The 23885-nt window shown below is 67.3% G+C and carries 19 protein-coding genes and 1 pseudogene; 6 read left to right on the top strand and 14 right to left on the bottom strand.

Features of this window, described 5'->3' with window-relative positions; genetic code table 11:
• Positions 1–5: 5 nt before the first annotated feature.
• From RT614_RS23540 to RT614_RS23525, 4 genes and pseudogenes are all read right to left on the bottom strand, one after another.
• Positions 6–1280, bottom strand: a complete 1275-nt coding sequence (locus RT614_RS23540; RefSeq protein WP_313624585.1) for an MdtA/MuxA family multidrug efflux RND transporter periplasmic adaptor subunit — start codon at positions 1278–1280, stop codon at positions 6–8.
• 133 nt (positions 1281–1413) lie between these two features.
• A complete protein-coding gene (gene zapD, locus RT614_RS23535; protein ID WP_313624584.1) occupies positions 1414–2166 on the bottom strand; it encodes a cell division protein ZapD in 753 nt (250 codons plus the stop codon).
• 46 nt (positions 2167–2212) lie between these two features.
• Positions 2213–2856 (bottom strand): annotated as a pseudogene (coaE, locus tag RT614_RS23530) (dephospho-CoA kinase); the annotation flags it as partial.
• Positions 2857–2953: 97 nt separating this feature from the next.
• Positions 2954–3802 carry an A24 family peptidase gene (locus RT614_RS23525; protein WP_313624582.1) on the bottom strand — a complete coding sequence of 283 codons (849 nt, stop codon included), beginning with the start codon at positions 3800–3802 and terminating at the stop codon, positions 2954–2956.
• A 202-nt stretch (positions 3803–4004) separates the two neighbouring features.
• Here RT614_RS23525 and RT614_RS23520 point away from each other — a divergent pair, with 202 nt between their 5' ends.
• Complete coding sequence (locus RT614_RS23520) at positions 4005–4790, top strand: hypothetical protein (protein WP_313624581.1); 786 nt, start codon at positions 4005–4007, stop codon at positions 4788–4790.
• Positions 4791–4904: 114 nt separating this feature from the next.
• On the opposite strand, the gene RT614_RS23515 is transcribed toward RT614_RS23520, so the two are convergent.
• The 4 genes from RT614_RS23515 to RT614_RS23500 all read right to left on the bottom strand — a co-directional run bounded on the left by RT614_RS23515 (position 4905) and on the right by RT614_RS23500 (position 7425).
• Entirely contained in the window at positions 4905–5303 is a 399-nt protein-coding gene (locus RT614_RS23515) for a LuxR C-terminal-related transcriptional regulator (RefSeq protein WP_313624580.1), read from the bottom strand.
• Between the two features lie 133 nt (positions 5304–5436).
• Positions 5437–6291, bottom strand: coding sequence for a pantoate--beta-alanine ligase (gene panC, locus RT614_RS23510; RefSeq protein WP_313624579.1), 855 nt, complete (start codon positions 6289–6291; stop codon positions 5437–5439).
• A 37-nt stretch (positions 6292–6328) separates the two neighbouring features.
• Complete coding sequence (locus RT614_RS23505; protein ID WP_313624578.1) at positions 6329–7219, bottom strand: ScpA family protein; 891 nt, start codon at positions 7217–7219, stop codon at positions 6329–6331.
• Between the two features lie 17 nt (positions 7220–7236).
• Complete coding sequence (locus RT614_RS23500; RefSeq protein ID WP_313624577.1) at positions 7237–7425, bottom strand: DUF3460 family protein; 189 nt, start codon at positions 7423–7425, stop codon at positions 7237–7239.
• A 98-nt stretch (positions 7426–7523) separates the two neighbouring features.
• Between RT614_RS23500 and RT614_RS23495 the strand changes: the two genes are divergently transcribed.
• Positions 7524–8978 (top strand): DHA2 family efflux MFS transporter permease subunit, encoded by a 1455-nt coding sequence (locus RT614_RS23495; protein WP_313624576.1) that lies wholly within the window; start codon positions 7524–7526, stop codon positions 8976–8978.
• Positions 8965–10491, top strand: a complete 1527-nt coding sequence (gene glpK / locus RT614_RS23490; RefSeq protein ID WP_313624575.1) for a glycerol kinase GlpK — start codon at positions 8965–8967, stop codon at positions 10489–10491. Before RT614_RS23495 ends, glpK begins: the two co-directional genes overlap by 14 nt.
• A gap of 486 nt (positions 10492–10977) precedes the next feature.
• Here the strand turns inward: glpK and RT614_RS23485 are convergent, their stop codons facing one another.
• Positions 10978–14592, bottom strand: a complete 3615-nt coding sequence (locus RT614_RS23485) for an indolepyruvate ferredoxin oxidoreductase family protein (RefSeq protein WP_313624574.1) — start codon at positions 14590–14592, stop codon at positions 10978–10980.
• A gap of 226 nt (positions 14593–14818) precedes the next feature.
• Here RT614_RS23485 and mutY point away from each other — a divergent pair, with 226 nt between their 5' ends.
• The gene (mutY, locus tag RT614_RS23480) at positions 14819–15901 is read left to right on the top strand and encodes an A/G-specific adenine glycosylase (protein WP_313624573.1); all 1083 of its coding nucleotides are present in this window, start codon (positions 14819–14821) and stop codon (positions 15899–15901) included.
• A 75-nt stretch (positions 15902–15976) separates the two neighbouring features.
• On the opposite strand, the gene RT614_RS23475 is transcribed toward mutY, so the two are convergent.
• Positions 15977–16819 (bottom strand): helix-turn-helix transcriptional regulator, encoded by an 843-nt coding sequence (locus tag RT614_RS23475; protein ID WP_313624572.1) that lies wholly within the window; start codon positions 16817–16819, stop codon positions 15977–15979.
• Between the two features lie 91 nt (positions 16820–16910).
• Here RT614_RS23475 and RT614_RS23470 point away from each other — a divergent pair, with 91 nt between their 5' ends.
• Positions 16911–17681 (top strand): class I SAM-dependent methyltransferase, encoded by a 771-nt coding sequence (locus tag RT614_RS23470; RefSeq protein ID WP_313624571.1) that lies wholly within the window; start codon positions 16911–16913, stop codon positions 17679–17681.
• A gap of 1 nt (position 17682) precedes the next feature.
• Here the strand turns inward: RT614_RS23470 and RT614_RS23465 are convergent, their stop codons facing one another.
• Genes RT614_RS23465 through RT614_RS23450 form a run of 4 tightly spaced genes read right to left on the bottom strand, consistent with a single transcriptional unit; the run spans position 17683 to position 22268 of the window.
• Positions 17683–19251, bottom strand: coding sequence for a mannitol dehydrogenase family protein (locus tag RT614_RS23465; protein WP_313624570.1), 1569 nt, complete (start codon positions 19249–19251; stop codon positions 17683–17685).
• Entirely contained in the window at positions 19239–20450 is a 1212-nt protein-coding gene (manD, locus tag RT614_RS23460; RefSeq protein WP_313624569.1) for a D-mannonate dehydratase ManD, read from the bottom strand. Before manD ends, RT614_RS23465 begins: the two co-directional genes overlap by 13 nt.
• Positions 20451–20502: 52 nt before the next feature.
• Positions 20503–21540 (bottom strand): L-idonate 5-dehydrogenase, encoded by a 1038-nt coding sequence (locus RT614_RS23455; protein WP_313624568.1) that lies wholly within the window; start codon positions 21538–21540, stop codon positions 20503–20505.
• A complete protein-coding gene (locus RT614_RS23450; protein WP_313624567.1) occupies positions 21540–22268 on the bottom strand; it encodes a FadR/GntR family transcriptional regulator in 729 nt (242 codons plus the stop codon). The genes RT614_RS23455 and RT614_RS23450 overlap by 1 nt, the downstream gene beginning before the upstream one ends.
• 157 nt (positions 22269–22425) lie before the next feature.
• Between RT614_RS23450 and iaaH the strand changes: the two genes are divergently transcribed.
• The gene (gene iaaH / locus RT614_RS23445; RefSeq protein ID WP_313624566.1) at positions 22426–23883 is read left to right on the top strand and encodes an indoleacetamide hydrolase; all 1458 of its coding nucleotides are present in this window, start codon (positions 22426–22428) and stop codon (positions 23881–23883) included.
• Positions 23884–23885: the final 2 nt, after the last annotated feature.

The following is a 23885-nucleotide window of genomic DNA, read 5'->3' as shown; positions in this document are numbered from 1 at the left end:
TTCTCTTACTTCGTGGGCGGCGTGGTGCCAGCCGGCGCGCCCGCGCCCAAAGCCTTGTCGCGGCCGGCGGGGATGACTTCCGCGCCGCCCACGATTTCCACCTTGGCGCCGGCGCGCAGGCGGTCGGTGCCTTCGGTGACGACGCGGTCGCCGGGCTGCAGGCCTTCGTTGACGGCGACCATCCCGCTATTGATGGCGCCCAGCTTGACCTGGCGCACCGCGATCGTGTTGTCGGGCTGCACCAGGAACACGAACGCGCCGGCGGATCCCTGCTGGACCGCCGCGGTGGGAATGGCGGTGACGTCTTTGCGGGTCAGCACATGCAGCCGGACATTGACGAACTGGTTCGGAAAGAGCGCGTCGTCGGCATTGTCGAAGCGGGCCTTGAGCCGCAGCGTGCCGGTCGTGACGTCGATCTGGTTATCCAAGGTTTCCAGGGTGCCGGTCGCGATGCGGCGCGTGTCCGCCCGATCGTAGGCTTCGACGGTCAGCGTCTTGCCTGCCGCCAATTCGGCGCGCACTTCGGGAAGCTGCGTCTCGGGCAGCGTGAACACGACGGAGATCGGCTGGGTCTGGGTGATGACCACGAGGCCGTTGGTATCCGAACTGGACACGAGGTTGCCGCGGTCGACCTGGCGCAGGCCAAGGCGGCCGCTGATCGGCGCCGTGATGCGCGCGTAATCCAGTTGCAGCTTGGCGTTGTCCACGTTGGCCTGGTCGCTCTTGACCGCGCCTTCGTATTGGCGCACCAGTGCGGCCTGCGTGTCGACCTGCTGCCTGGCGATGGAATCCTGCTTGTACAGGGCCTGGTAGCGCTGGAGGTCGCGCTTGGCGTTTTCAAGCTGGGCCAGGTTCTGCATCTGCGTGCCGCGCGCCTGGTCCAGGGCCACCTGGAACGCGCGAGGATCCACCTGCGCCAGCAGGTCGCCCGCCTTGACCTGCTGCCCCTCCTGAAAGGCCACTTCCACGAGTTCTCCGCTGACGCGGCTTCTGACCGTGACCGTGTTGTAGGCGGTGACGGTGCCCAGGGACCGCAGGAAGATGTCGATGTCCTGCTGCGCGGCGGTGGCTGCCCGCACGGGAACGGCCATGTTGGCCATGTTCGCCATCGCGGCCGCCGAGGGACGGCCGCCGCCCCGCCCGCCCGCGCCGCCCGGCTTGGCCGAGGGACGCAACGCCACCCAGGCAATTGCCGCCACGACGAGCAGCAAAATGACCAGACCGAGGACTTTGCGACGGCTCCAGCGGGAGGGTGGGGATACAGGACGGCTTTCGGACATGGAAACGGTTCCGGCACACTCGGAAGGAAAGCCGTATTGTCTACTAGACCGTCCCGGTTTCGGCCGGCGGGGCCGTCAGGCTGAAACTACCCGCAACAGGTATCCGGGCAGCGAAACCGTGCGTAACTTGCGCCTACGAGCTGCACAGCGTCATCTGGAAGGCGACGTCGCGCGCCACCTGCTGGGGCTTGAATTCGCCGTCCTGAGTGGAAAAACGTATCCAGATCATGTACTTATTGGCGCTGATCTCTGGAAAGACGCCGTGGGTGGGGTCCACCCAGACACGCAGAAGCTGGAACTGCTTGCCGCCCAGCATCTGCTGGTAGGCGCCCTGTTCGGCAACGATGTCGGTCTTGCGGCCGGATTCGCGCAACAGGCGCAGCGCCAGCGTCAGGCCGTCGTAGAGGGGAAAGAAGGGTGTTATCCAGGCCTGCAAGTCGGCGAGTCGGGCGGCTTCGGGCTTGTTCTGCCAGGCAAAGTAGGACGGCATGTCCACCTGGGTGGCGCTGCCCGGAACCGACAGCCTGCCGCGCAGGCTGGTCAGCCATTCGTTTTCGCGCAGCGACTGGCCGGTCTTGCCCGGCGCGGCCAGCGCACTGGCCACCTTTTCCATTTCGCGCAGCATGCCCTCAAGCGCGTCCTGCGCCACGCCGGGATGATCGCGCAACCCCACCAGCGCCAGGCGTTGACGCTCAAGGTCTTGCAGCACCGCGCCCTTGACGTCGGTGCGTTCGCAGGCGTCCAGCAGATCGAAAAGCGAGGTGACGGCAACCTGATGCTGGCGTGAGTCGCCTTCGCGCGCAAAGAAGAACAACCTGTCGAACAGGTATTCCAGCCGCAGATAAGCGCGGATGCGCTCATTGAAGGGGTATTCGTAAACGATCACGCTTTTTTACAGGCCCTATCAGTGGTTGGCCGCCGGGCCAGGGATGTTCAGGGGTGCCGGCAGCCCGCTGGCTTACCGGCCTGTCGTGGTCGCCAGCGCCAGCCAGCGGTCATGCAGGGTCAACGCCCGCGCGCGCAACTGTTCCGGAGTAGTGGCTGCGTCGTTGAGTATGACGTCGTCCGCAACCGCTAACCGGCTTGCCCGCGCAGCCTGTGCCGCCATGATACGCCGGATGTCGGGCTCCGTCAGCCCGCTGCGCTGCTGTACGCGGGCGACCTGCGTTTCGGGATCGCAATCGACTACGCAGATACGATCCACGCGCGATCGCCAGCGGTCCAGGGACTCCACCAACAGCGGCACAACGAAGACCAGATACGATCCGCTCGCGCTCTCGGCCTGGCGTTTGGTCTCGCGGCCGATGAGCGGATGCAGCACGGCTTCGAGCCGCTGGCGCACTTGCGGATCGGCGAAAGCCTGGGCGCGCATCCATGCGCGGTCCAGGGCGCCATCGAGCGCCAGCGCCTGCGGACCGAATTCACGTTCGATCGCCGGCATGGCCGCGCCGCCAGCGATGGTCAGCGCACGCGCGATCTCGTCGGTATCGACAAGCGTCGCGCCCCATTCCGCCAACATGTCCGCCACACGGGACTTGCCTGAACCAATGCCGCCCGTCAGACCGATCTTGAACATACCGCCTTCCCTTTTGTTTCTTGCCTGGATGTCATTGCGTGGCCGTCATCTGTTGCCGGAGGCTTGGTGTTCGGCCCTGAATGCATGGCTGCGCCGGTCAGCTCATGAATTGCCACACGCCCTGTTCGCCTCCCAGCAGCAGCATGACAAGGCCCGCCAGCGCCAGATAAGGTCCGAAGGGCAAGGGCTGGCCGCGGCTGGCGCGGCCGCTGAGCGTCAGCGCCCCGCCGACCAGCACGCCAACCAGCGAAGCGCCAAGCAGCACCATGGGCAGCGCGCCGATGCCGAACCAGGCGCCCAGCGCCGCCAGCAGCTTGAAGTCACCATGTCCCATGCCTTCCCGTCCGGTCAGCAAGCGGAACACATGAAAGATAACCCACAGGAACACATAGCCGGCGACCGCGCCAGCCACGGCCATCTGCAAGCTGGTGAACGCATCGAACAGATTGACCAGCAGGCCTGCCCATACCAGCGGCTGCGTCAGAACGTCGGGCAGCAGCGTCGATTCGAAATCGATCCACGCCAGCGCGACGAGCGTGGCGGACAGGCCCATCGCCATCAACGCAAGAGGCGTCGCGCCAAAGCGTACGGCGCAGGCCGCGAACAGTGCGCACGTCAGCAGCTCGATGACCGGATATCGCCAGCCGATGGGCGACTTGCAGGACGCACAGCGGCCGCCCGACAGCAGCCAACCCAACAGAGGAAGCCGGCCCTTCCAGCCCACCGGCGCGTTGCAGGCGGGGCACTGCGACGCCGGCGACAGCAAGCCATAGTGGCCAGCGGGCGGTGGTTTGCCCACGGCCTCGAGGCATTGCGCCTGCCACTCGCGTTCCATCATGCGCGGCAGACGGAAGGTCAACAAGGTCAGCCAGTTGCCCACGAACAGGCCGGCCAGTGCGGCAATTCCGATGAAGGCTGCTGCGGGTATGTCGAAGACTTGCCACATCGCCGTCAATTTCCCCCGCGGTTTGCGCGCGGCCCCGCATTCGCCTTGCCAACGATGGAGCAAGGTGTAAAGGGCCGCTCGCGCCCATGTCGTAATTTGTGCATAAAGTACCGGCTAGTCCCGCAACGGCTAAGGGGAACGTATCGAATCTTCGCATAAGTGCGTAAAATCGGAGACAGACTCAATTCACGGATAAGCTGCCATGGCCGCGCGCGTCGATATCGTTTCCCGCTCCCGCAAATTCAGCGTCATGGGGCTGCTGCTAGCGGGCACCGTGATAGGCGTGACAGGCTGCGCCAAACAAAAGGCAGAAGGCTATTACGACCTGCCCGCCGAAAGCACCGTGACCGACGCACAGTACCAGGGCTCTGGCGCGGGCTATCGCAGCGTCATCCGCGCCCCGTCGCAAGTGCAGATCGAACTCAAGCCCGACGCCCGCAAGGCGCAGAACCAGAACAACCAGGCCAACCCCGCCGGCCAGACCACCGAAGACGGCCAGGCCGTGCCGGAAGGCGCCGAAAGCGGCTCCGGCAGCTCCGGTGGTTCGGGCGCCGCGGCGTCCGCGCCAGCCCCGGCGCCGGCGCCCAGCGGCATCTCGCACAGCCTGGTTCCGCAGCCCCAAACCTATATGGGCACCCTGCCGTGCTTTTCGCCCGCGATGCAGTGCACGGCGCAGCGGGTAACCCTGACGCTGGCCCCCAACGGCCGCTGGCGCGGCCGCACCGCCTACCTGGACAACGATCCCAAAAAGGGTCCTCCGGTGTCCGAACAAGGCTGCTGGGACGCCACCGACGAACGTCCGCCGCGCGTCATCCTGATGGACGGCCAGGGCAACGTCCGCGTGGAATTCCTGGTGGCCGCCAACAACGTGCTGCGCGTGCGTTCCATTGGCGGCCAGACGCCCAACCTGAACTACAACCTGACCCGCCAGCCTGATCTGGACCCGATCGACGAACTGGCCAAGTCCACCGCGCCGAAGTGCCCTTGAACCCAGGCTGCGGCGCCTGAACACCGCAAGACGACACAAGCATTCCCCGGGCCTGACGAACGCAATGTTCGCCAGGCCCGGTTTCATTTGGGGCGAAGGTTAAGCGGCCCGTCTTCATTGCGACCTCGGTTTGCAGGACGCATCGGTGTCGGGGAGCCCCGTCCCGCACGGCACGTAGGCGCGGGCCGGTTCGTGCAGGACGCGGCCCCCGACGCCCCCGACGCCCGCGTGGCCCGGCGCGGCTTCGCCCCGAGCCTGCCAGTGAGCGCCGGGCACCGGCGATGCGCCCGACCGGCCGTGTTTGCACAGGCGACAGGCCAATTGCATCGCGTTGCGAGCATTCAGTTTGACGAAGATGCGGGCGCGATGGGCCTCGACGGTGCGCAGGGAGATGCCCAGGTCGATCGCGATGACCTTGTTGGCGCGGCCGGCCGCAACGTACTCCACGATCTGGCGTTCGCGGGCGGTAAGGGAGGACAGGACGGCGTCCAGTTCGGGGTGGGGAGATTGCATGGGGCGGCTCGCTTGCAACGTAGGATTGCAATCAGTCTGCCCCGCCCCCTTGCCAGGCGGAAGCTGGCAATTCTGACAGGGGTGGACGAAAACACCCCTGTTCCGGCTCCGAAGGCCGGTTCCCGCTACGGAATCAGGCCGTGTAAACCAGTTCCAGGTTGTCGATCAGACGGGTGGCGCCCAGTTTGGCCGCGGCCAGCACCACGACGGGCTCGCCGGCCTGCAGGTCGGCGGCTTCGGGGCGCTTGAGGTCGCGCTGGCGGCGCAGGGCCACGTAGTCGACCTTCCAGCCGCGCTGTGTCAGGCGGTCGGTGGCGTCGCGTTCCAAAGCGGCGGCGTCGCGCTCGCCCTGGCCCAGACGGGTGCCAATCTGCTGCAGTTCGGCGTACAGGGCAGGCGCCTCGGCCCGCTCGGCGTCGCTGAGATATCGGTTGCGCGACGACAGCGCCAGGCCATCGGCGGCGCGCACGGTCTCGTGCGCCAGCACTTCCACCGGCAATTGGAACTGGCGGCACATGTTGCGCACCACCATGAGCTGCTGGTAGTCCTTCTTGCCGAACACGGCCACGCGCGGCTGCACGCAGGAAAAGAGCTTGAGCACCACCGTGCTGACGCCGGCGAAGAAACCGGGGCGGAACTCGCCTTCCAGGATGTCGCCCAGGTCGTCCGGGGGCTGCACGCGGTAGTTCTGCGGCTCGGGATACATCTCGCGCTCGTTCGGCGCGAACAGCACGTAGACGTCGCGCGCCTGTTCCAGCTTTTCGATGTCGGCGGCCAGGGTGCGGGGATATTGGTCGAAATCCTCGTTCGGGCCGAACTGCAGGCGGTTCACGAAGATGCTGGCCACCACGGGGTCGCCGTGCTGGCGCGCCAGCTTCATGAGAGCAAGATGGCCCTCGTGCAGGTTGCCCATGGTGGGCACGAACGACACGCGATTCTGTCCGCGCAGGTGATCGCGCAATTCCTGGATGGTGTGTACGACTTTCAAGGAGAATCTCCGGGGTTGGCGGCCGCCCGGTCAGGTGTCAGGCCGCGACCGCCGCCACGCTGGTGTAGGCCAGGCGCACGTAGATGGGAGCATAGGGCTCGGCCTGCGTAATCTCCAACAGGGACTCGCGGGCCAGCTCGAGCATGGCGATGAAATGCACGACGACGACGGCAGCGGGCGCGCCCTCGCGGACGCGCTCCATGAACAGATCGCCGAACTCCATGAAGCGCACGTCGTTCAGGCGCCGCAGGATGTGCGTCATGTGATCGCGCACGGACAGCTGCTCGCGCGTGATGTGATGGTGCTGATTCAGCTTGGCGCGCTTCATGATGTCGGCCCAGGCCGCCCGCAGGTCGTCCACGCTGACGTCGGGCAGCGCGCGCTCCACGCTCAGGTCGGCCACGGCCTGGCTGCTGACGAAGTCGCGGCCCAGTTGCGGCATCTTGTCCAGCTTCTGGGCAGCCAGCTTCATCTGTTCGTATTCGAGCAGACGGCGGACCAGTTCGGCGCGCGGATCTTCGGGCTCTTCGCCGGTGTCGGTCTTTTTGACCGGCAGCAGCATGCGCGATTTGATCTCGATCAGCATGGCCGCCATCAGCAGGTATTCGGCGGCCAGCTCGAGGTTCGTGATGCGGATCTGGTCCACATACGACAGGTACTGCCGCGTGACATCCGCCATGGGGATGTCCAGAACGTTGAAGTTCTGCTTGCGGATCAGGTAAAGCAACAGGTCCAGCGGCCCCTCGAACGCTTCCAGGAAAACTTCCAGCGCATCCGGCGGGATGTACAGGTCCGTCGGCATCTGGAACAGCGGCTCGCCATAGAGGCGCGCGAAAGCCACGCTATCGATGGTGTCGGGCGTGCTGTCGACGGACGGTTGCACTAGCGCGGCCAGGGCATCGCCTGGCACCGAGGAGTTCTGGACCATGTTTGCCGAGACGGGTATCAGTCAGCCTGATACACGTACGGCCTTTGCGGCACACGGGCCGCGCGGAAGCCTTCGAGCAGCTCCGGATCCTGCGGTTTGTCCCAAAGGCGGGCGCGTCCCTCGCGCTGGCGCTCTTCCGTGCCAGGGTGGGATTTCTTGAAGTCCTTCAGGAACAGGGTGATCTCGGATTCGTAGTTGGTCGCCATGGCACCAATTTCATTAGGTTGCAGATGCCACGAGTTTACTTCACGGCGGCCCGATCCCCGGCGTTACAATCGTCAGGCATCCACCGCCGCTTTCCGACATGTCCGCAGAATCCGCAGCCGCAGCCAATCCCGCTCCGCCCTCAACCCCGGATGCAGTGCGCGCGGCGCGCATGATTCCCTTCATCGTGGGCTGCGCGCTCTTCATGCAGATGCTGGACGCCACCGTCGTGGCCACCGCCCTGCCCGCCATGGCTCGCGCGCTGGGGTCCACCCCGGTGCGGCTCAACGTGGCGATCACGTCCTACCTGCTGGCCGTCGCCGTTTTCGTGCCCATCAGCGGCTGGGCGGCCGACCGCTACGGCGCCCGGCGGGTGTTCATCACCGCGATCGGCCTGTTCACGCTCAGCTCGGTCGCCTGCGCCCTGTCACAAGACCTTCAGCAGCTCGTGCTGTCCCGGATCGTGCAGGGCATGGCGGGGGCCATGATGGTTCCGGTGGGCCGGATCATCCTGCTCCGCACCGTTCCCAAGCATGACCTCCTGAAGGCGATGTCCTTCCTGTCCATCCCCGCGCTGCTCGGGCCCGTGATCGGCCCGCCGCTGGGCGGCTTCATGGTCACGTACATGTCGTGGCACTGGATCTTCCTGATCAACATCCCGATCGGCATCCTGGGCATCTTCCTCGTCCTGCGCTTTGTTGCGGAAATCCGCGAGACCGGCACGCCCCGCCTGGACTGGATCGGTTTCCTGCTCAGCGCCATCTGCCTGGCCACCCTGGTCAGCGGCTTCGAGGCCATCGGCCGCGACGTGATGCCGCTGCCCATGCTGCTCGGCCTCATCGCCGTGGGCATCGTCTGCGGCCTCTTGTACGGCGTGCACGCCCGCCGCACCGAACATCCCATCATCGACCTGTCCCTGATGCGGATCCCCACCTTCGCCATCTCGACGCTGGGCGGCAACCTGTGCCGCTTTGCCGTGGGCGCCACGCCGTTCCTGCTGGCGATGCTGCTCCAGGTGGGCTTCGGCCTCACGCCGTTCTCGGCCGGCCTCATCACCTTCGCCAGCGCCGCCGGGGCGCTGCTCATGAAATTCGTCGCCACGCCCATCGTGCAGCGCTTCGGCTTCCGGCGCGTGCTGACCCTGAACGCGCTATTGACGGGCGCCTTCATCATCGTCTGCGGCGCCTTCAGCCCCGCAACGCCCGTGTGGCTGATGATCGCCATCCTGCTTGTGGGCGGCTTCTTCCGGTCGCTGCAGTTCACGGGGGTAAATACGCTAACCTATGCCGACATCCCCCCGTCCAAAATGAGCCGCGCCAGCAGCTTTTCCGCGATGGCGCAGCAACTTGGCATCACCCTGGGCGTCGGGGTGGCCGCGGTCACGCTGAACATCAGCATGTCCCTGCGCGGCGCCGAAACGCTGGCTATCAGCGACGTGGTCGCGGGCTTCGTCGTCATCGGCCTGCTGTGCATGGCTTCGACCTTCTCCTTTAGACGCCTCGACCCGCTGGCCGGGGCACACCTGAACGGCGCGAAAAACAGTGACGACGAATGAATTTGTCCTAGCCCTGGACCAGGGTACGACCAGCTCCCGAGCCATCGTCTTCGACCGCGAAGGCATCGTCCGCGGCGTCGGCCAACGTGAATTCCGCCAGCACTACCCGCGCCCGGGCTGGGTCGAGCACGACGCCAACGAAATCTGGCACAGCCAGCTCGACGTCGCGCGCGAAGCCTTGCGCAACGCCGGCGCAGCCGCCGCCGACATCGCCGCGATCGGCATCACCAACCAGCGCGAAACCACCCTCATCTGGGAACGCGCCACCGGCCGTCCGCTGGCCCGCGCCATCGTCTGGCAAGACCGCCGCACCGCCCCCCTGTGCGACCAGCTTCGCCAGGACGGCCACGGCGACTTTCTGCAATCCCGCACCGGCCTGGTCGTGGACGCCTACTTCTCGGGCACCAAACTCGCCTGGCTGCTGGACCACGTACCCGGCGCGCGCCGCATGGCCGAACGCGGCGAACTCGCCTTCGGCACCGTCGACACCTGGCTCATCTGGCAACTGACCGGCGGCGCCGTGCACAGCACCGACCCCAGCAACGCCTCGCGCACCATGCTGTTCGACCTGCACACGCAGGACTGGAGCGACGACATCCTCGCGCTCCTCAACATCCCGCGCAGCGTGCTCCCGCAAATCGCGCCCAGCAGCGCCATCGTCGGCGACGCCCTGCCCGAATGGCTGGGCGGCTCCGTCCCCATCGCCGGCGTCGCGGGCGACCAGCAGGCCGCCACCTTCGGCCAGGCCTGCTTCAAGCCCGGCATGGCCAAGAACACCTACGGCACCGGCTGCTTCATGCTGATGAACGTCGGCGACAAGCCCGTCCAATCCCGAAACAACCTGTTGTCCACCGTCGGCTGGGGCCTGCCCCAGCCCGGCCAGGCCAAATGGAAGCCCGCCTACATGCTGGAAGGCGGCGTCTTCGTGGCAGGCGCCGCCGTGCAGTGGCTGCGCGACGGCCTGGGCATCATCCAGCGCTCCGAAGACATCGAATCCCTGGCCGCCAGCGTCTCCGACACCGACGACGTCTTCATGGTCCCCGCCTTCGCCGGCCTGGGCGCCCCGCACTGGGACCCCTACGCCCGCGGCACCCTCGTAGGCCTGACCCGCGGCACCTCCCGCGCCCACATCGCCCGCGCCACGCTGGAATCCATCGCCCTGCAAAGCGCAGAACTGCTCACCTGCATGAACGGCGACAGCGGCATCGCCCTGACTGAACTACGCGTCGACGGCGGCGCCGCCCGCAACGACCTCCTGATGCAAATGCAGGCCGACATCCTGGGCGTCCCCGTCGTGCGCCCCCGCGTCCCCGAATCCACCGCCCTCGGCGCAGCAGGCCTGGCCGGCCTCGCGGTCGGCTTCTGGTCCAGCCAGGACGAATTCGCCTCCAAGTGGCAAGCCGAACGCACCTTCGCCCCCACCTGGCCCCAATCCGTCCGCGACGCCCGCATGAAACGCTGGCGCCAGGCCGTGGAACTGTCCAAAGGCTGGTCGGCCGGCGCGGCGAAATAGGCAAAATAGCAGGCAAGCGCGCAGCGTCAGCCCCCGACGCAAGACACAGCGTGAGCCCCACAAGGCCGCCCGCGCGGCCGCAGTGGGGCGGGCCCCGCAAGACGTTCCACCTCACCCCAATGGCGGCAAGAACCTCAAGAACCCCGCCCGCCCCAACGACCGGCAGAATCCAGCCGCCAGAGCCCGGCGCGTCGGCGGCCTGGGGTGCGCGGGGCGTGTAGATGCGCCCAAGGGAATCGGAAGGCAGTCGCCGGAGGCGACAACGACAATGACGACGGGGCAGTCCGGAGCGAAGGCTCCGGACCGCAATCGTAGCCCCGCGCGCCCCAGGCCGCCGACGTGCCGGGCGTCAAAAGAACAACGCCCATCGCCAGCCGCCAATCGTCCAACAGTCAATGCTCAGAGGGATGCCGTCGCTCCGGCGCCGCTTGTGGCCGATGGGATACTCGCAGACGGTCCAGCACCCGCACCAATCAGACACCACCCTCAAGCCGCCCTAACCCCAATCGCCACCACCCGCGCCGTAAACTCCTTCAACAACTCCTCCCGCAAAGCCTCAGCCCGCACCATCGACGCCTCCTTCACGTGCCCGTACCCGCGAATCTCCTCGGGCACGCTCGCCAACGCCACCGCCCGATCCAGATTCCCGCGGTTCAGCTTCGCCAGGATCGCCGTCATCGTCTCCCGGTACTCGCGGATCAACTCGCGCTCCGCCCGCCGCTCCTTCGTATACCCAAACGGATCAAACCTCGATCCACGCAAAAACCGCATCCTTGCCAGCAACCGGAACACCTTCAGCATCCCCGGCCCATAACTGCGCTTGACCAGATGCCCGTCCTTGTCGCGCCGCGCAAAGATCGGCGGCGCCAGGTGAAAGCGCAGCTTCCAATTTCCCTCGAACTGCTCGCCCACCCGCTTCACGAACTCGCCGTCCGAATACAGCCGCGCCACCTCGTACTCGTCCTTGTACGCAAGCAGCTTGAAGTAATAGCGCGCCACCGCCAGCGCCACCCGGCCCGTGCCCGTCGCCTCGCGCTCGGCATGCGCCACCTTGTCGACCAGATCCGTGTACTGCTGCGCGTAGGCCGCGTTCTGGTATTGCGTCAGGAAAGCCTTGCGCACGGCAACCACCTGCGCAAGTTCGCCCGCCGGCTTCTTCAGGTCCACCACCGGACTCGGCGCACGCGGGCGCGTGATCTCGATGATGTCCTCCGGCTCGGCCAGCGGCACGCCGCCATTCGCCATCAACTGCGCCACACCCGCGGGATCGTGCGCCGCGCGCCGCCCCCATCCGAACGCCGCCAGATTGCTGGACACCTGCTGCCCATTGAGCTCGATCGCGCGCAGCAGCGCCTCGCGCGACAGCGGAATCCAGCCCTTCTGCCACGCATAGCCCATCAGCAGCGGATTCGAATAGATCGCGTCGCCCAGCAGCACCAACGCCATCGCAGCCGCGTCCAGCGTAGCCAGGTTCTCGTTGCTGCAGGCTTCGCGCAAATCCGCCGTCAGGCTCGCGCCCGGCAGCGTCCAGGCGGGGTTGGACACGAACGCCGCCGTCGGCGCCGTATCTCCATTCAGCAGCACGCGCGTGCGGCCCGGGCTCACGCGGGCCATCGCGTCCGCGCTGGTCGCCACCACCAGATCGCCGGCCAGCAGCAGATCGGCCTCGCCCATCGCCACCCGCGTGTTCAGCAGGCGATCCGGCGTGCCCGCAAGCACCACATGCGAATACACCGCGCCGCCCTTTTGCGCCAGACCCGCCATGTCCAGCACCGAACAGCCCTTCCCCTCCAGATGCGCCGCCATGCCCAGCAACTGGCCGATCGTCACCACGCCCGTCCCGCCCACGCCAGCGATGAACACGCCATAAGGCTGGTCCAGGACTTGCACCCGCGGCGCCGGCACGTCGTCGTCCGGCGCGCCGTCGTCCTGCGCCAGCGCACGCGGCTTCTTCAGCTTGCCGCCCTCCACCGTCACGAAGCTGGGGCAAAAGCCCTTCAGACAGGAAAAATCCTTGTTGCAGCTCGATTGATTGATCTTGCGCTTGCGGCCGAATTCCGTCTCCAGCGGCTCCACGGACAAGCAATTCGACTTCGCGGAACAGTCTCCGCAGCCTTCGCAAACCCGCTCGTTGATCAGCACGCGCCGCGCCGGATCCGGGTATGCGTCGCGCTTGCGGCGGCGCCGCTTTTCCGTGGCGCAGGTCTGGTCGTAGACCAGCACCGACACGCCGGGGTGATCGCGCAGCTCGCGCATCACCTCGTCCAGCTCGTCGCGATGGCGCACCGGCACCCCCGGCGCAAGATCGGACACGTCCGCGTACTTGTCCGGATCGTCGGTCACCACAACGATCTTGTCGATGCCCTCCGCCGCCACCTGCCGCGTGATCATCGGCACGCTGATCGGGCCATCCACCGGCTGGCCGCCCGTCATCGCGACCGCGTCGTTGAACAGAATCTTGTAGGTAATGGGCGCCTTGGCAGCCACCGCCGCGCGTATCGCCAGCAGCCCGGAATGGAAATACGTGCCGTCGCCCAGATTGGCGAAGACATGCTTCTCTTCCGTGAACGGCGCCTGGCCCAGCCACGGAACGCCCTCGCCGCCCATCTGCGTAAAGACATCAGTGCTGCGGTCCATCCACCGGACCATGTAATGGCAGCCAATGCCCGCCATGCCGCGCGAGCCCTCCGGCAGGCGGGTCGACGTATTGTGCGGACAGCCCGAACAGAACCAGGGCTTGCGCTCTTCGACCACGCGCGGACGCGCCAGCGCCTGTTCGCGGGCGCGGATGAACGCCAACCGCGCTTCGATGCCCGCGCGCACGTCGTCCGGCAGCGCAAACCGCAACAGCCGTGCGGCGATGGCCTTTGCGACCATGGCTGGCGAAAACTCGTAATGCGCCGGCAGCAGCCAGTTGCCCTGCGGCACCGACCACTCGCCGCCGTCCTTGTCGTCAAACTTGCCCACCACCCGCGGAATCTTCTTGCCGCTGCCGATCCAGCTGAAGAGTTCTTCCTTGAGCTGATATTCCAGCACCTGGCGCTTTTCCTCGACCACCAGGATTTCGTCCAGCCCTTCGGCGAACTGCTGCGTGCCCGTGGATTCCAGCGGCCACACCATGCCCACCTTGAAGAGACGCAGGCCGATGCGCTGGCACACGTTCTCGGTCAGGCCCAGGTCGGACAGCGCCTGCTGCGTGTCCAGATACGCCTTGCCGGACGTCATGATGCCGAAGCGCGCATCGCGCTGCGGCACCTGCCACAACTCGCGGTTCAGGCCGTTGGCGCGGGCGTACGCCAGCGCCGCATACAGCTTGTAGTCCAGCAGCCGGGCCTCCTGCTGCAACGGCGTATCGGGCAAGCGGATGTTCAAGCCGTCCGCGGGAAGCTGGAAATCCTCGGGCAGCAGGATCTTCACGCGATGCGGATCCACATCGACCGACGCCGACACCTCGACGATATCGGTGATGCACTTCATGCCCACCCACACGCCCGCGTAGCGGCTCATTGCCCATCCATGCAAGCCGTAGTCCAGCACTTCCTGCACGCTGGACGGAAACAGCGCCGGGATCATGCAGGCTTTCAGGATATGGTCGCTCTGGTGCGGCAGCGTCGACGACTTGGCCGGATGGTCGTCCCCCGCCACCACCAGCACGCCGCCGTGGCGCGACGTGCCCGCGGCGTTCGCATGCTTGAAGACATCGCCGCAGCGGTCCACGCCCGGCCCCTTGCCGTACCACATGCCGAACACGCCGTCGTACTTGGCGCCCGGAAACAGGTTGACCTGCTGCGTGCCCCACACCGCAGTGGCGGCCAGGTCTTCGTTGATGCCGGGCTGGAACTCGACATGATGCGCCTTCAGGTACTTGGCCGCCTTCCACATGTTCTGGTCGACGCCACCCAGCGGAGATCCCCGATAACCCGACACGAATCCCGCGGTGTTCAGCCCCGCCTGCGCGTCACGCACCCGCTGCATCATGGGCAGGCGCACCAGGGCATGGATGCCGCTCATCCAGGCGCGGCCGGTCTCCAGGGTGTATTTGTCGTCAAGCTGGACGGATTCGAGCGCCGCGCGGACGGCGGGCGTAAGGGGGGCATTCATGTCTACTCCAAGCTCTGATGCCCCCACCAGCTTCGCGCGCCGTTCCAAAGAACGCGCACGGGCCAACAAGGGCCGTGAAAGTGAAGTCCTGATGCGTTCGCGCTTCTTCGGGCGGAATCGCGCTTGCGGCGCCTGCTTTCCGATAACGGGGCCGGCAAGCCCTAGTCCTTTCGGTTGTAACCGCTGCCCCCCGGAGCGGCAATAGGGCGATGCGATAATTGCCCGCATGGACTTCGCCCCTCGCATCGTCGCCTGGCAACGCCAGCACGGCCGCCACGATCTTCCCTGGCAAAACACCCGGGATCCCTATCGGATCTGGCTATCGGAAATCATGCTGCAGCAGACGCAGGTAGCCACCGTCATCCCCTACTACGAACGCTTTCTGCAACGCTTCCCGGACGTCGCGGCGCTGGCCGCCGCCTCGCAGGAAGACGTGATGCCGTACTGGGCGGGGCTGGGCTATTACGCGCGGGCCCGCAACCTGCATCGCTGCGCGCAGGAGATCGTGCGCGACTGGAACGGACGCTTTCCGCCGACGGCCGAGGCCATCACCACTTTGCCCGGCATCGGCCGGTCCACGGCCGCGGCCATCGCCGCGTTCTCGAATGGCGAGCGTTCGCCCATCCTGGACGGCAACGTCAAGCGCGTCTTCACGCGCCATTTCGGCATCGCGGGGGATCCGTCCAAGCGCGAGGTCGAACAGCGCCTCTGGGCGCTGGCGCATGCGCAGGTCGACGCCGCGCCCGGCCTGGACATGGCGGCCTATACCCAAGGGTTGATGGACCTGGGCGCAACGCTATGCACGCGCGGCAAGCCCGCCTGCGACAGGTGCCCGGTTGCAGACAGTTGTGTGGCCCGGCGCGAGGGCCGCCAGGCCGAACTGCCCACCCCCAAGGCGCGCAAGACCATCCCCGAGCGCGAGACCTGTATGTTGGTGCTGCGGCACCAGGGCGCGTTCCTGCTCCAGCAGCGGCCCGAGCCCGGCATCTGGGGCGGCTTGTGGAGCCTGCCCGAGTTCGACGTGGCGGGCGACCCCGACAGCGCGTCGCGCGCGCTGGGCCTGGAGCCCGAACAACGCTTCGAACTGGCCGCCTTCGCGCATACGTTCACGCATTACCGGCTGCACATTCGCCCGTGGCTAGTGCCCGTGCGCGCGGTCGGCGTACGCGAATCCGCCATGCCGCAACGCTGGGTCGCCGCCGGCGATCTGGCGTCCGTGGCGCTGCCCGCGCCGGTAAAGAAATTGCTGCAGGGCCTGGTGGATGCGGGCATGCAGGATAGCCTGTTCGGTGAGGAAAGCGCGGCATAGAGGCTGCGTCTCAGGTGTCTGACACCATTCAGGGCAGGATGGCGAACACGCGTCCCGCTGGCCTGCGCCGGCCCCTCAAACCGCCGCCTGCGCCGCCTCCCCCGCGCCGCTCAGCAACATCACCAGCTTCAAATCCGGATGTGTCGCCAGCCGGAAGGTGATCTGCTGAAACGCAAGCTTGCCGCGTCGCGGATGCTGGAACTCACGCAGGCCGCCTTCGCGCTCCACGACGGCATGGCGCGTCCACCAGTGCGAGAACACGACGCTCTGCCGGCTCAGGCTGTCCAACAGCGCCACCACGGCGGGCTCGTCCAGGTGCGCGCCCGCGTCGGCGCGGAACTCCGCCACCACGCGGCGCGCGCGCTGGTCCCAGTCCACCACCAGTTCGCGGGCAGCGGGGTCCAGGAAGATGTAGCGCAACAGATTCGGTTCCGGATCCCGCGTCGGCCAGTCGTCGAACAGATCGCACAGCGGCGCATTGCAGGCCAGCAGATTCCAGGCGCGGTCCAGCACATAGGCCGGCGCATTGATCGCGTCCACGCATTCGCGCAGCGGTCCGGGCGCTCCGCCAGCGTCGTCGCGCGCATGCTGCGGATCCGCGCAGTCGGCCAGATCGAACAGATAGGCGCGCTCCGCGCGCGCCAACTGAAGCACCCCGGCGATACGCGACCACACCGACGGCGACACCGACACCTCGCGCCCCTGCTCGATCCAGGTGTACCAGGTGACGCTGATGCCGCACAGCTGCGCCACTTCTTCACGCCGCAGTCCGGGGGTGCGGCGGCGTGAACCTTCGGGCAGGCCGGCCATCTGGGGCGTGATGCGCGACCGCGCGCTGCGCACGAATTCGCCCAGCGCGTGACGGCGCAGGTGCGAGCCTTCATGGCCGGCGATGGCGGCCTGGGGGGAAGTAGTCATACCAGGATAAACAATGGGCTTGTACGTGTATACGGGCCCGCCTATCTTAGCGCCTGCACCCGTTCCGCATCCAAGACACCAAGGACATCCGATGACCTCCAGCTCCCATGACGCCGCCGTCGACCGCCAGTTCAGCCCCCGCGCCACCGCCTACCTGACCAGCGCGGTCCACGCGCAGGGCGAAGACCTGCTGCAGATGGCCGGCATTGCCCGCCAGCACCCGGGCGCCCGCGTGCTGGACCTGGGCTGCGGCGGCGGCCACGTGAGTTTCCACGTGGCGCCGCTGGTCGGCCAGGTCACCGCCTATGACCTGTCGCAGCAGATGCTGGACGTGGTGGCGGGCGAAGCCGAAAAGCGCGGCCTTGCCAACCTGGTGACCTGTCAGGGCAAGGCCGAATACCTGCCTTTCGGCGATGGCGAGTTCGATCTGGTCATGTCGCGCTATTCCACCCATCACTGGCAGGACGCCGGACGCGGCCTGCGCGAAGCCTTCCGCGTGCTCAAGCCGGGCGGCACCGCCGTGTTCGCCGATGTCGTGTCGCCCGGCGAACCGCTGCTGGACACCTGGCTGCAAACCATCGAGGTGCTGCGCGACACTTCGCACGTGCGCGATTATTCCGTCGCCGAATGGACGCGCATGCTGACCGAGGCGGGCTTCACCCTGCAGGAACTGGCGCCGCGCCGCCTGCCGCTGGAGTTCCAGTCCTGGGTCACGCGCATGCGCACGCCCGACACCCTGGTCGCGGCGCTGCGCCACATGTTCGGCATCGCGCCGGACGTGGTGCGCGCACACTTCGACGTGCGCGACGACAGCTCCTTCACCAGCGACACGGCGACGATCGTGGTGAGGAAGCCGGGCTGATTCAGGCTGGCCGCGGCGAATATGCCGCGGCCAACGTCCCCGCCACGCCAAGACTGCGCAAGGACTGCACGGCCTCTGCGACTGCCCGCAGGAAACGCGGATCCCGGCCCAGATCGCCGAACACCGCCTGCGCCCCCATCATTTCACCGGCCCAGGCCAGCATCGCCGCGGGTCCGTCGCCGGCTTCCCGCGCCGCCCGTTCGGCCTGCGCATGTCGAGCCGCCAACGCCGCGGCCATCGGATCCTGGATCTCGTAGCGCCGCCCCGCCTGATCCACACCGCGCAGGAAATGCAGCCAGCCCGCCACTGCCAGCGCCAGGCCCGTAATCGGGCTGCCAGACGCCAGTCGGTCCCGCACCGTGTCCAGCAGGCGCTGCGGCAGTTTCTGCGAGCCATCCATGGCGATCTGCCGCGTCTGGTGCCGCAGCGCCGGATTGGCAAACCGCTGCAACAGCCGCCGCCGGTATTGCGCAACGTCCAGGCCCGGCAGCGCCGGCAACGTAGGCTCGATTTCCGCCCGCATCAGTTCATGCAGGTACCGTGCCATGCCCGGCTGCGCCATGGCCTCGTCCACCGTCTTCCATCCCGCCATCACGGACAGGTAGGCCAGCGCCGAGTGCGCGCCGTTGACCATGCGCAGCTTCAGCGATTCGAACGGCGCCGCGTCTTGCACGAAGCGTGCTCCGCCCGCCGTCCAGTCCGGGCGGCCCGCCGCGAACCGATCCTCGACGACCCACTCCAGGTAGGGCTCGGCCAGCACCGGCCAGGCATCGTTCAGGCCCAGCGCCTGGCCGATCTCCTGCCTGTTCGCATCGGTCGTGCGAGGCACGATGCGGTCGACCATCGAGCACGGATACGTGCAGCCCGACGCAATCCAGTCCGCCAGCCCCGTATCGACCCGCGCAGCGAACGCCAGCACCATCTCACCAAGCAATCGCCCGTTAGCGTGCAGGTTGTCCAGCGACATGACGGTGATGGGTCCAAGCCCTGAAGCGCGCCGGCGTTCCAGGCCCCGCACCAGGAAGCCAATGGTGCTGCGCGGCGCATCCGGCGTCGCCAGGTCGTGCACGATGTCGGGATGCGTGAAATCCAGGCGCCCGCTGGCCGGGTCGTGGCAATACCCCTTCTCGGTGACCGTGACGCTGACGATGCGCGTGTCGGCGGCGGCAATGCGCGCCAGCACGGCCCCGGGATCCTCGGGCGCCACCAGGGTCTCAAGCAGGCAGCCGATGACGGCTATGCGTTGACGGGGCGCGCCGTGTTCATCGGCGTCGCTCAAGGCCAGCGCGTACAGGCCGTCCTGCGGCGCCAAGGCGTCGCGCGTGCCCGCCTGGCGCAGCGACACGCCGCAGATGCCCCAATCGTGCCCGGAGCCGCCGCCGAGGTCCCCGGCACGCAGCGCCGCATCGTTCACCGCCGCCAGATGGGCGCGCGCAAACGCGCCCAGGCCCAGATGCACGATGCCGATCCGCAGCGCCGACCGGTCATATCCCGGACGAGCGACCTCGGGCGGCAATGCGTCAAGCGTCGCTTGGCTCAGGCAAGGGGCCTGCGGCGCTACCAGTTCCATAGCGTGCCGTCGTGCTGCAGCCGGTTCACGGGCAGATAGGCGCGCTGATACGGATACCGGGCCGCCAGCTTTTCATCGATATCGACGCCATGGCCGGGCACGTCGCCGGGGTACAGCATGCCCTGGTCGAACGTGTAGGCGTGCGGGAAGACGGCGTCCGTCTCCTCGGTGTGGCGCATGTACTCCTGGATGCCGAAATTCGGCGCCCACAGGTCGAAGTGCAGCGCCGCGCCCATGCAGACCGGTGACAGGTCGGTGGCGCCGTGGCATCCGGTGCGCACCTGGTAAAGCGACGCCAGGTCGGCGATGCGCCGCAAGTGCGTGATACCGCCCGCATGGACGACGGTGGTGCGGATGTAGTCGATCAGCTGGTTCTGCACCAGGTCCTTGCAGTCCCAGATGGTGTTGAAGATCTCGCCCACGGCCAGCGGCGTGGTGGTGTGCTGCCGGATCAGCCGGAACGCCTCCTGGTTCTCGGCGGGCGTGGCGTCCTCCATCCAGAACAGGCTGTAGGGTTCCAGCGACTTGCCCAGCCGCCCGGCTTCGATGGGCGTCAGGCGGTGATGCACGTCATGCAGCAGATGGTGTTCGAAGCCCAGCTTTTCGCGTATGCGCTCGAACAGCAGAGGCGCATGGCGCAGGTATTTTTCGGTCGACCAGTCGTGCTCGCTGGGCAGGTCCGCGTCGGCGGGCTCGTAGAACAGGCTGCCGCGCCCCACGCCGTAAACCTTTTCCAGCCCCGGCACGCCGCTCTGCGCGCGAATGGCGCGATACCCCATGTCGGCGTAGCGCAGCACTTCGTCCACGGTGTGCTCGATGTCGGATCCGTTGGCGTGGCCGTAGACCATGACGGCGCTGCGGCTCTTGCCGCCCAGCAACTGGTACAGCGGCAGGCCGGCGGCCTTGGCCTTCAGGTCCCACAGCGCCGTGTCCACCCCCGCGATGGCGGTCATCGTGACCGGCCCGCGCCGCCAATAGGCGCCCTTATACAGGTATTGCCAGATGTCCTCGATCTGGTGCGCGTCGCGGCCGATCAGGCACGGAATCACGTGCTCGGTCAGGTACGCGGCCACCGCCAGTTCGCGCCCGTTCAGCGTGGCGTCGCCGATGCCGGTCAGGCCCTGATCGGTTTCGATTTTCAGGGTCACGAAATTGCGGCCCGGAGAACAGACAATCACGCGTGCATTCGTAATCTTCATCTTCGGCTTCCGGCTACAGGGGTTGGGGCGGCCACGCAAGGCGGCCGGCGGGTCAGAACGTCACCATCACTTTCATCGCCTGTTGACGGTCGCCCGCCAATGCGAAGGCATCATGCACACGCGCCACCGGCACCGCCGCCGTCAACAGCGGCGACACGTCCAGCACGCCACGGCTCAAGCAGTCGACGGCGATGGCGTATTCGTCCACGAAGCGGAAGCTGCCGACGCACGACAGGCTCTTCACCATGATCTGGTTGAAGGGGCAATGCTCGCTGCTGCCGCTGAGCGTGCCGACGGTGACGACCACGCCCCGCGGCCGCGACGCGCGCAGGCAGTTCGCCAGTCCCGCGTAGCTGCCCGAGACTTCGAAGCACACGTCCACCGTGCCCTTGCCCGCGGCCAGTTCGTCCAGCGCTTCCGGGGCCGTGGCCGCATTGATGGCGCGCGTGGCGCCCACCCGCAAGCACGCCGCCAGCGTCTGGTCCACGATGTCCACCGCGACGATCCGGCTGGCGCCCGCCAGGCGCGCGGCCATCACGATCAGGGCGCCGATCGGCCCGGCCCCGACCACCATGACCGTCTTGCCCAGCAGTTGCCCCGCGCTGCGCACCGCATGCAGGGCGACGGCCAGCGGCTCGCCAAAGGCGGCCAGCTCGAAAGACAGGGAGTCCGGCACCGGCACGCACTGCCGCTCATCGACCACGACCTCTTCGCGCATCGCGCCCTGCATGTGCGGATAGCGGCTGGCGCTGCCGAAGAAATGCACGGACTCGCAATGATTGGAATCGCCCTGGCGGCAGTAGCGGCATACGCCGCAGGTGCGAGCCGGATCGAGCGCCACGCGATCGCCCCGTCTGACGGAAGTCACGTCCGCGCCCACCTCCAGCACCTGCCCGGCGGCCTCGTGCCCCGGCGTGAGCGGTTCGCGGATGACGAAATCGCCCACCTTGCCGTGGCGGAAATAATGCAGGTCCGATCCGCAGATGCCCACGGCCTTCACGCCGACGCGCACCTGCGACGGCCCCAGCGCTTCCGACGGCCGATCGGCCACGCGCAGGTCCTGCGCCCCGTGTATCTCGCAATTCAGCATCAGCGCCACCCCTGTGCGAATTCGCCGATCACCCGCTCCAGGTGATCGCGCATGGCCTGCCTTGCTTCCTGCGCATCGCGCGCCACCAGCGCGCCGAAGATGCGCTGGTGATCCGCCTGCGACGCCAGTCGCAACGCCTGCGTGTGGAAATGTTGCTCGATTTTTTCCCAGATCGGCCCATGCGCCTGGTCCCACATCGACGTCACCGTCGCCAGCAGCACGCTGTTGCCGGTGGACTGTGCGATGCAAAGATGGAACCGGCGGTCGGCCTCGGCGTTGGCGGCCTTGTCGGTCATCTGGTCGCGCATGGCCGTCAGCGCTTCGAAAATACGATCCAGGTCCGCGTCGCTGCGGGTGGACGCGGCCAGCGCGGCAATCTCGGATTCGATCAGGCAGCGCGCGCGCAGCAGTTCGAAGGGACCGACGCCCGGCTCCTGCGCCATGGGCAGGCGGTTCACGCCAGCGCCGGGCTCGCACACATAGATGCCGGACCCGCCCCGGACCTCGACGACGCCCTGCAATTCAAGCGCAATGATGGCCTCGCGCACGGACGTGCGGCTGACGTCGAAGCGCTCGGCCAGCGCGCGCTCCGCCGGCAGGCGCTGGCCGGCGGCGAATTCTCCCTGCGCCACCAGCGCATGGATCTGGGCCGCCAGCCGCAGGTAGCCGCGATCTGCCGCGGGCCGGCTGGTCGGGACGTCGAGCTTCGATAGCGATTGCAACGTCATGGCGCCTCAAATTGGTCTTACCAAATCGTATTTGGTCCACCAATTTTCGGCATCGTGGTTTACCACTAGCCCGCCAATACGCCGGCCTGCCCCGTCCTCGACAGCCCCCGGTCCGCCCCTGTATAGATACGGGTTCAATTCGACCAAGGAAAGCGCCATGCCCAGCACGTCCGACCAGCCCTTGCCGTCCGAACTGGCGGGCCTGACCGTCGCCGAAGCGGCGGCCCTGATCCGCGAGGGCCGTCTCAGCAGTCTTGCGCTGACGCAGGCCTGCCTGGACCGCATCGACGCCCGCCAGGACCTGAACGCGTTCATCACCGTCGACCGCGAAGGCGCCCTGGCACAGGCGCGCGCCTGCGATGCCGCGCGCGGACAAAGGGCGCCAGGCGCCCTGTGGGGCGTGCCGATTGCGATCAAGGACAACATCCACGTCGCGGGCCTGCCCAACACGGCGGGCACGCCCGCGCTGCGCCACTTCCACCCGGCAGAGGACGCGCCCCTCGTGCAGCGCCTGCGCGAGGCCGGGGCCGTGATTCTGGGCAAGACCAACATGCACGAACTGGCCTTCGGGGTGTCCGGCTACAACACGGCCTTTCCCGGCCCGCATGGCGAAGGCACGCGCAACGCCTACGATTCCCGACTGATCGCCGGCGGGTCTTCATCGGGCAGCGGCGCGGCGGTAGGCGCGCGCCTGGCGCCTGCCGCGCTGGGCACGGATACCGGCGCGTCGGTGCGCCTGCCCGCCGCCGTCAATGGCGCGGCCGGCTTCCGGCCGACCGTGGGCCGATACAGCGGCGACGGCATCACGCCGATTTCGCACACCCGCGACACGGCGGGCCCCATCGCCAACTGCATGGCGGACATCGTGCTGCTGGATGCGGTGCTGACGGGCGACTCGCAGCCGCTGGCGCCCTTGCCGGCGTCAAACATCCGCCTGGGTCTGGCCGGCTATTTCTGGGCGGACCTGGATCCCGAAGTGCAGACGGTGGCAGACGCAGCCCTGGACCGCTTGCGCGCCGCGGGCGTGCAATTGGTGGACCTGAACATCCCCGACCTGCCGGCCGCCAACGCCGCGGTGGGCATGCCGCTATGCCTGTATGAGCAAAAGCCCGACCTGACGGATTACCTGGCGCGCTACGGCTCCGGCGTGAGCTTTGAAGAGGTGGTGGCGCAGATCTCCAGCCCCGACGTGAAGGGCATCTTCGACAACCTGATCGTGCCGGGCGTCCTGCCCCTGCCCGACGGACAGGTCCTGGCGCTGCAACCGCTGTATGAACGGGTCATCGCAACGCAGCGCGGCGAGCTCATCGACATCTATCGCCGCGCGTTCCAGGAGCACGGGCTGGACGGATTGCTGTTTCCGACCGTGCCGGTCCTGCCGCCCGCCGCCACGCCCGAGGCCAGCAGTTTCGAGGTATTCGGCCGCCTGGCCCGCAACGTCGACCCCGGCAGCAATGCCGGCCTGCCGGGCTTGAGCGTGCCCGCCGGCCTGTCGGCGCAGGGCCTGCCTGTAGGACTGGAGATCGACGGCCTGCCGGGCGATGATCGCAAGGTGCTTGCGATCGGGGTGTCGATCGAGAAAATACTGGGGCGCATCGCCGCGCCCCAGTCATAGTC

Source organism: Achromobacter sp. (genome assembly GCF_032102605.1).
GTDB lineage: Bacteria > Pseudomonadota > Gammaproteobacteria > Burkholderiales > Burkholderiaceae_B > Achromobacter.
The sequence above is the reverse complement of the archived record's forward strand: the minus strand, read 5'-3'. Positions and strand labels throughout refer to the sequence as shown.

Coding starts and splice junctions, on each gene's coding strand:
- RT614_RS23540 (WP_313624585.1), bottom strand. CDS start 1,280: ATGTCCGAAAGCCGTCCTGTATCCCCACCCTCCCGCTGGAGCCGTCGC.
- RT614_RS23495 (WP_313624576.1), top strand. CDS start 7,524: ATGTCCGCAGAATCCGCAGCCGCAGCCAATCCCGCTCCGCCCTCAACC.
- RT614_RS23505 (WP_313624578.1), bottom strand. CDS start 7,219: ATGGTCCAGAACTCCTCGGTGCCAGGCGATGCCCTGGCCGCGCTAGTG.
- RT614_RS23500 (WP_313624577.1), bottom strand. CDS start 7,425: ATGGCGACCAACTACGAATCCGAGATCACCCTGTTCCTGAAGGACTTC.
- RT614_RS23470 (WP_313624571.1), top strand. CDS start 16,911: ATGACCTCCAGCTCCCATGACGCCGCCGTCGACCGCCAGTTCAGCCCC.
- RT614_RS23465 (WP_313624570.1), bottom strand. CDS start 19,251: ATGGAACTGGTAGCGCCGCAGGCCCCTTGCCTGAGCCAAGCGACGCTT.
- RT614_RS23485 (WP_313624574.1), bottom strand. CDS start 14,592: ATGAATGCCCCCCTTACGCCCGCCGTCCGCGCGGCGCTCGAATCCGTC.
- RT614_RS23475 (WP_313624572.1), bottom strand. CDS start 16,819: ATGACTACTTCCCCCCAGGCCGCCATCGCCGGCCATGAAGGCTCGCAC.
- mutY (WP_313624573.1), top strand. CDS start 14,819: ATGGACTTCGCCCCTCGCATCGTCGCCTGGCAACGCCAGCACGGCCGC.
- RT614_RS23515 (WP_313624580.1), bottom strand. CDS start 5,303: ATGCAATCTCCCCACCCCGAACTGGACGCCGTCCTGTCCTCCCTTACC.
- RT614_RS23455 (WP_313624568.1), bottom strand. CDS start 21,540: ATGCTGAATTGCGAGATACACGGGGCGCAGGACCTGCGCGTGGCCGAT.
- RT614_RS23450 (WP_313624567.1), bottom strand. CDS start 22,268: ATGACGTTGCAATCGCTATCGAAGCTCGACGTCCCGACCAGCCGGCCC.
- iaaH (WP_313624566.1), top strand. CDS start 22,426: ATGCCCAGCACGTCCGACCAGCCCTTGCCGTCCGAACTGGCGGGCCTG.
- manD (WP_313624569.1), bottom strand. CDS start 20,450: ATGAAGATTACGAATGCACGCGTGATTGTCTGTTCTCCGGGCCGCAAT.
- RT614_RS23520 (WP_313624581.1), top strand. CDS start 4,005: ATGGCCGCGCGCGTCGATATCGTTTCCCGCTCCCGCAAATTCAGCGTC.
- RT614_RS23525 (WP_313624582.1), bottom strand. CDS start 3,802: ATGTGGCAAGTCTTCGACATACCCGCAGCAGCCTTCATCGGAATTGCC.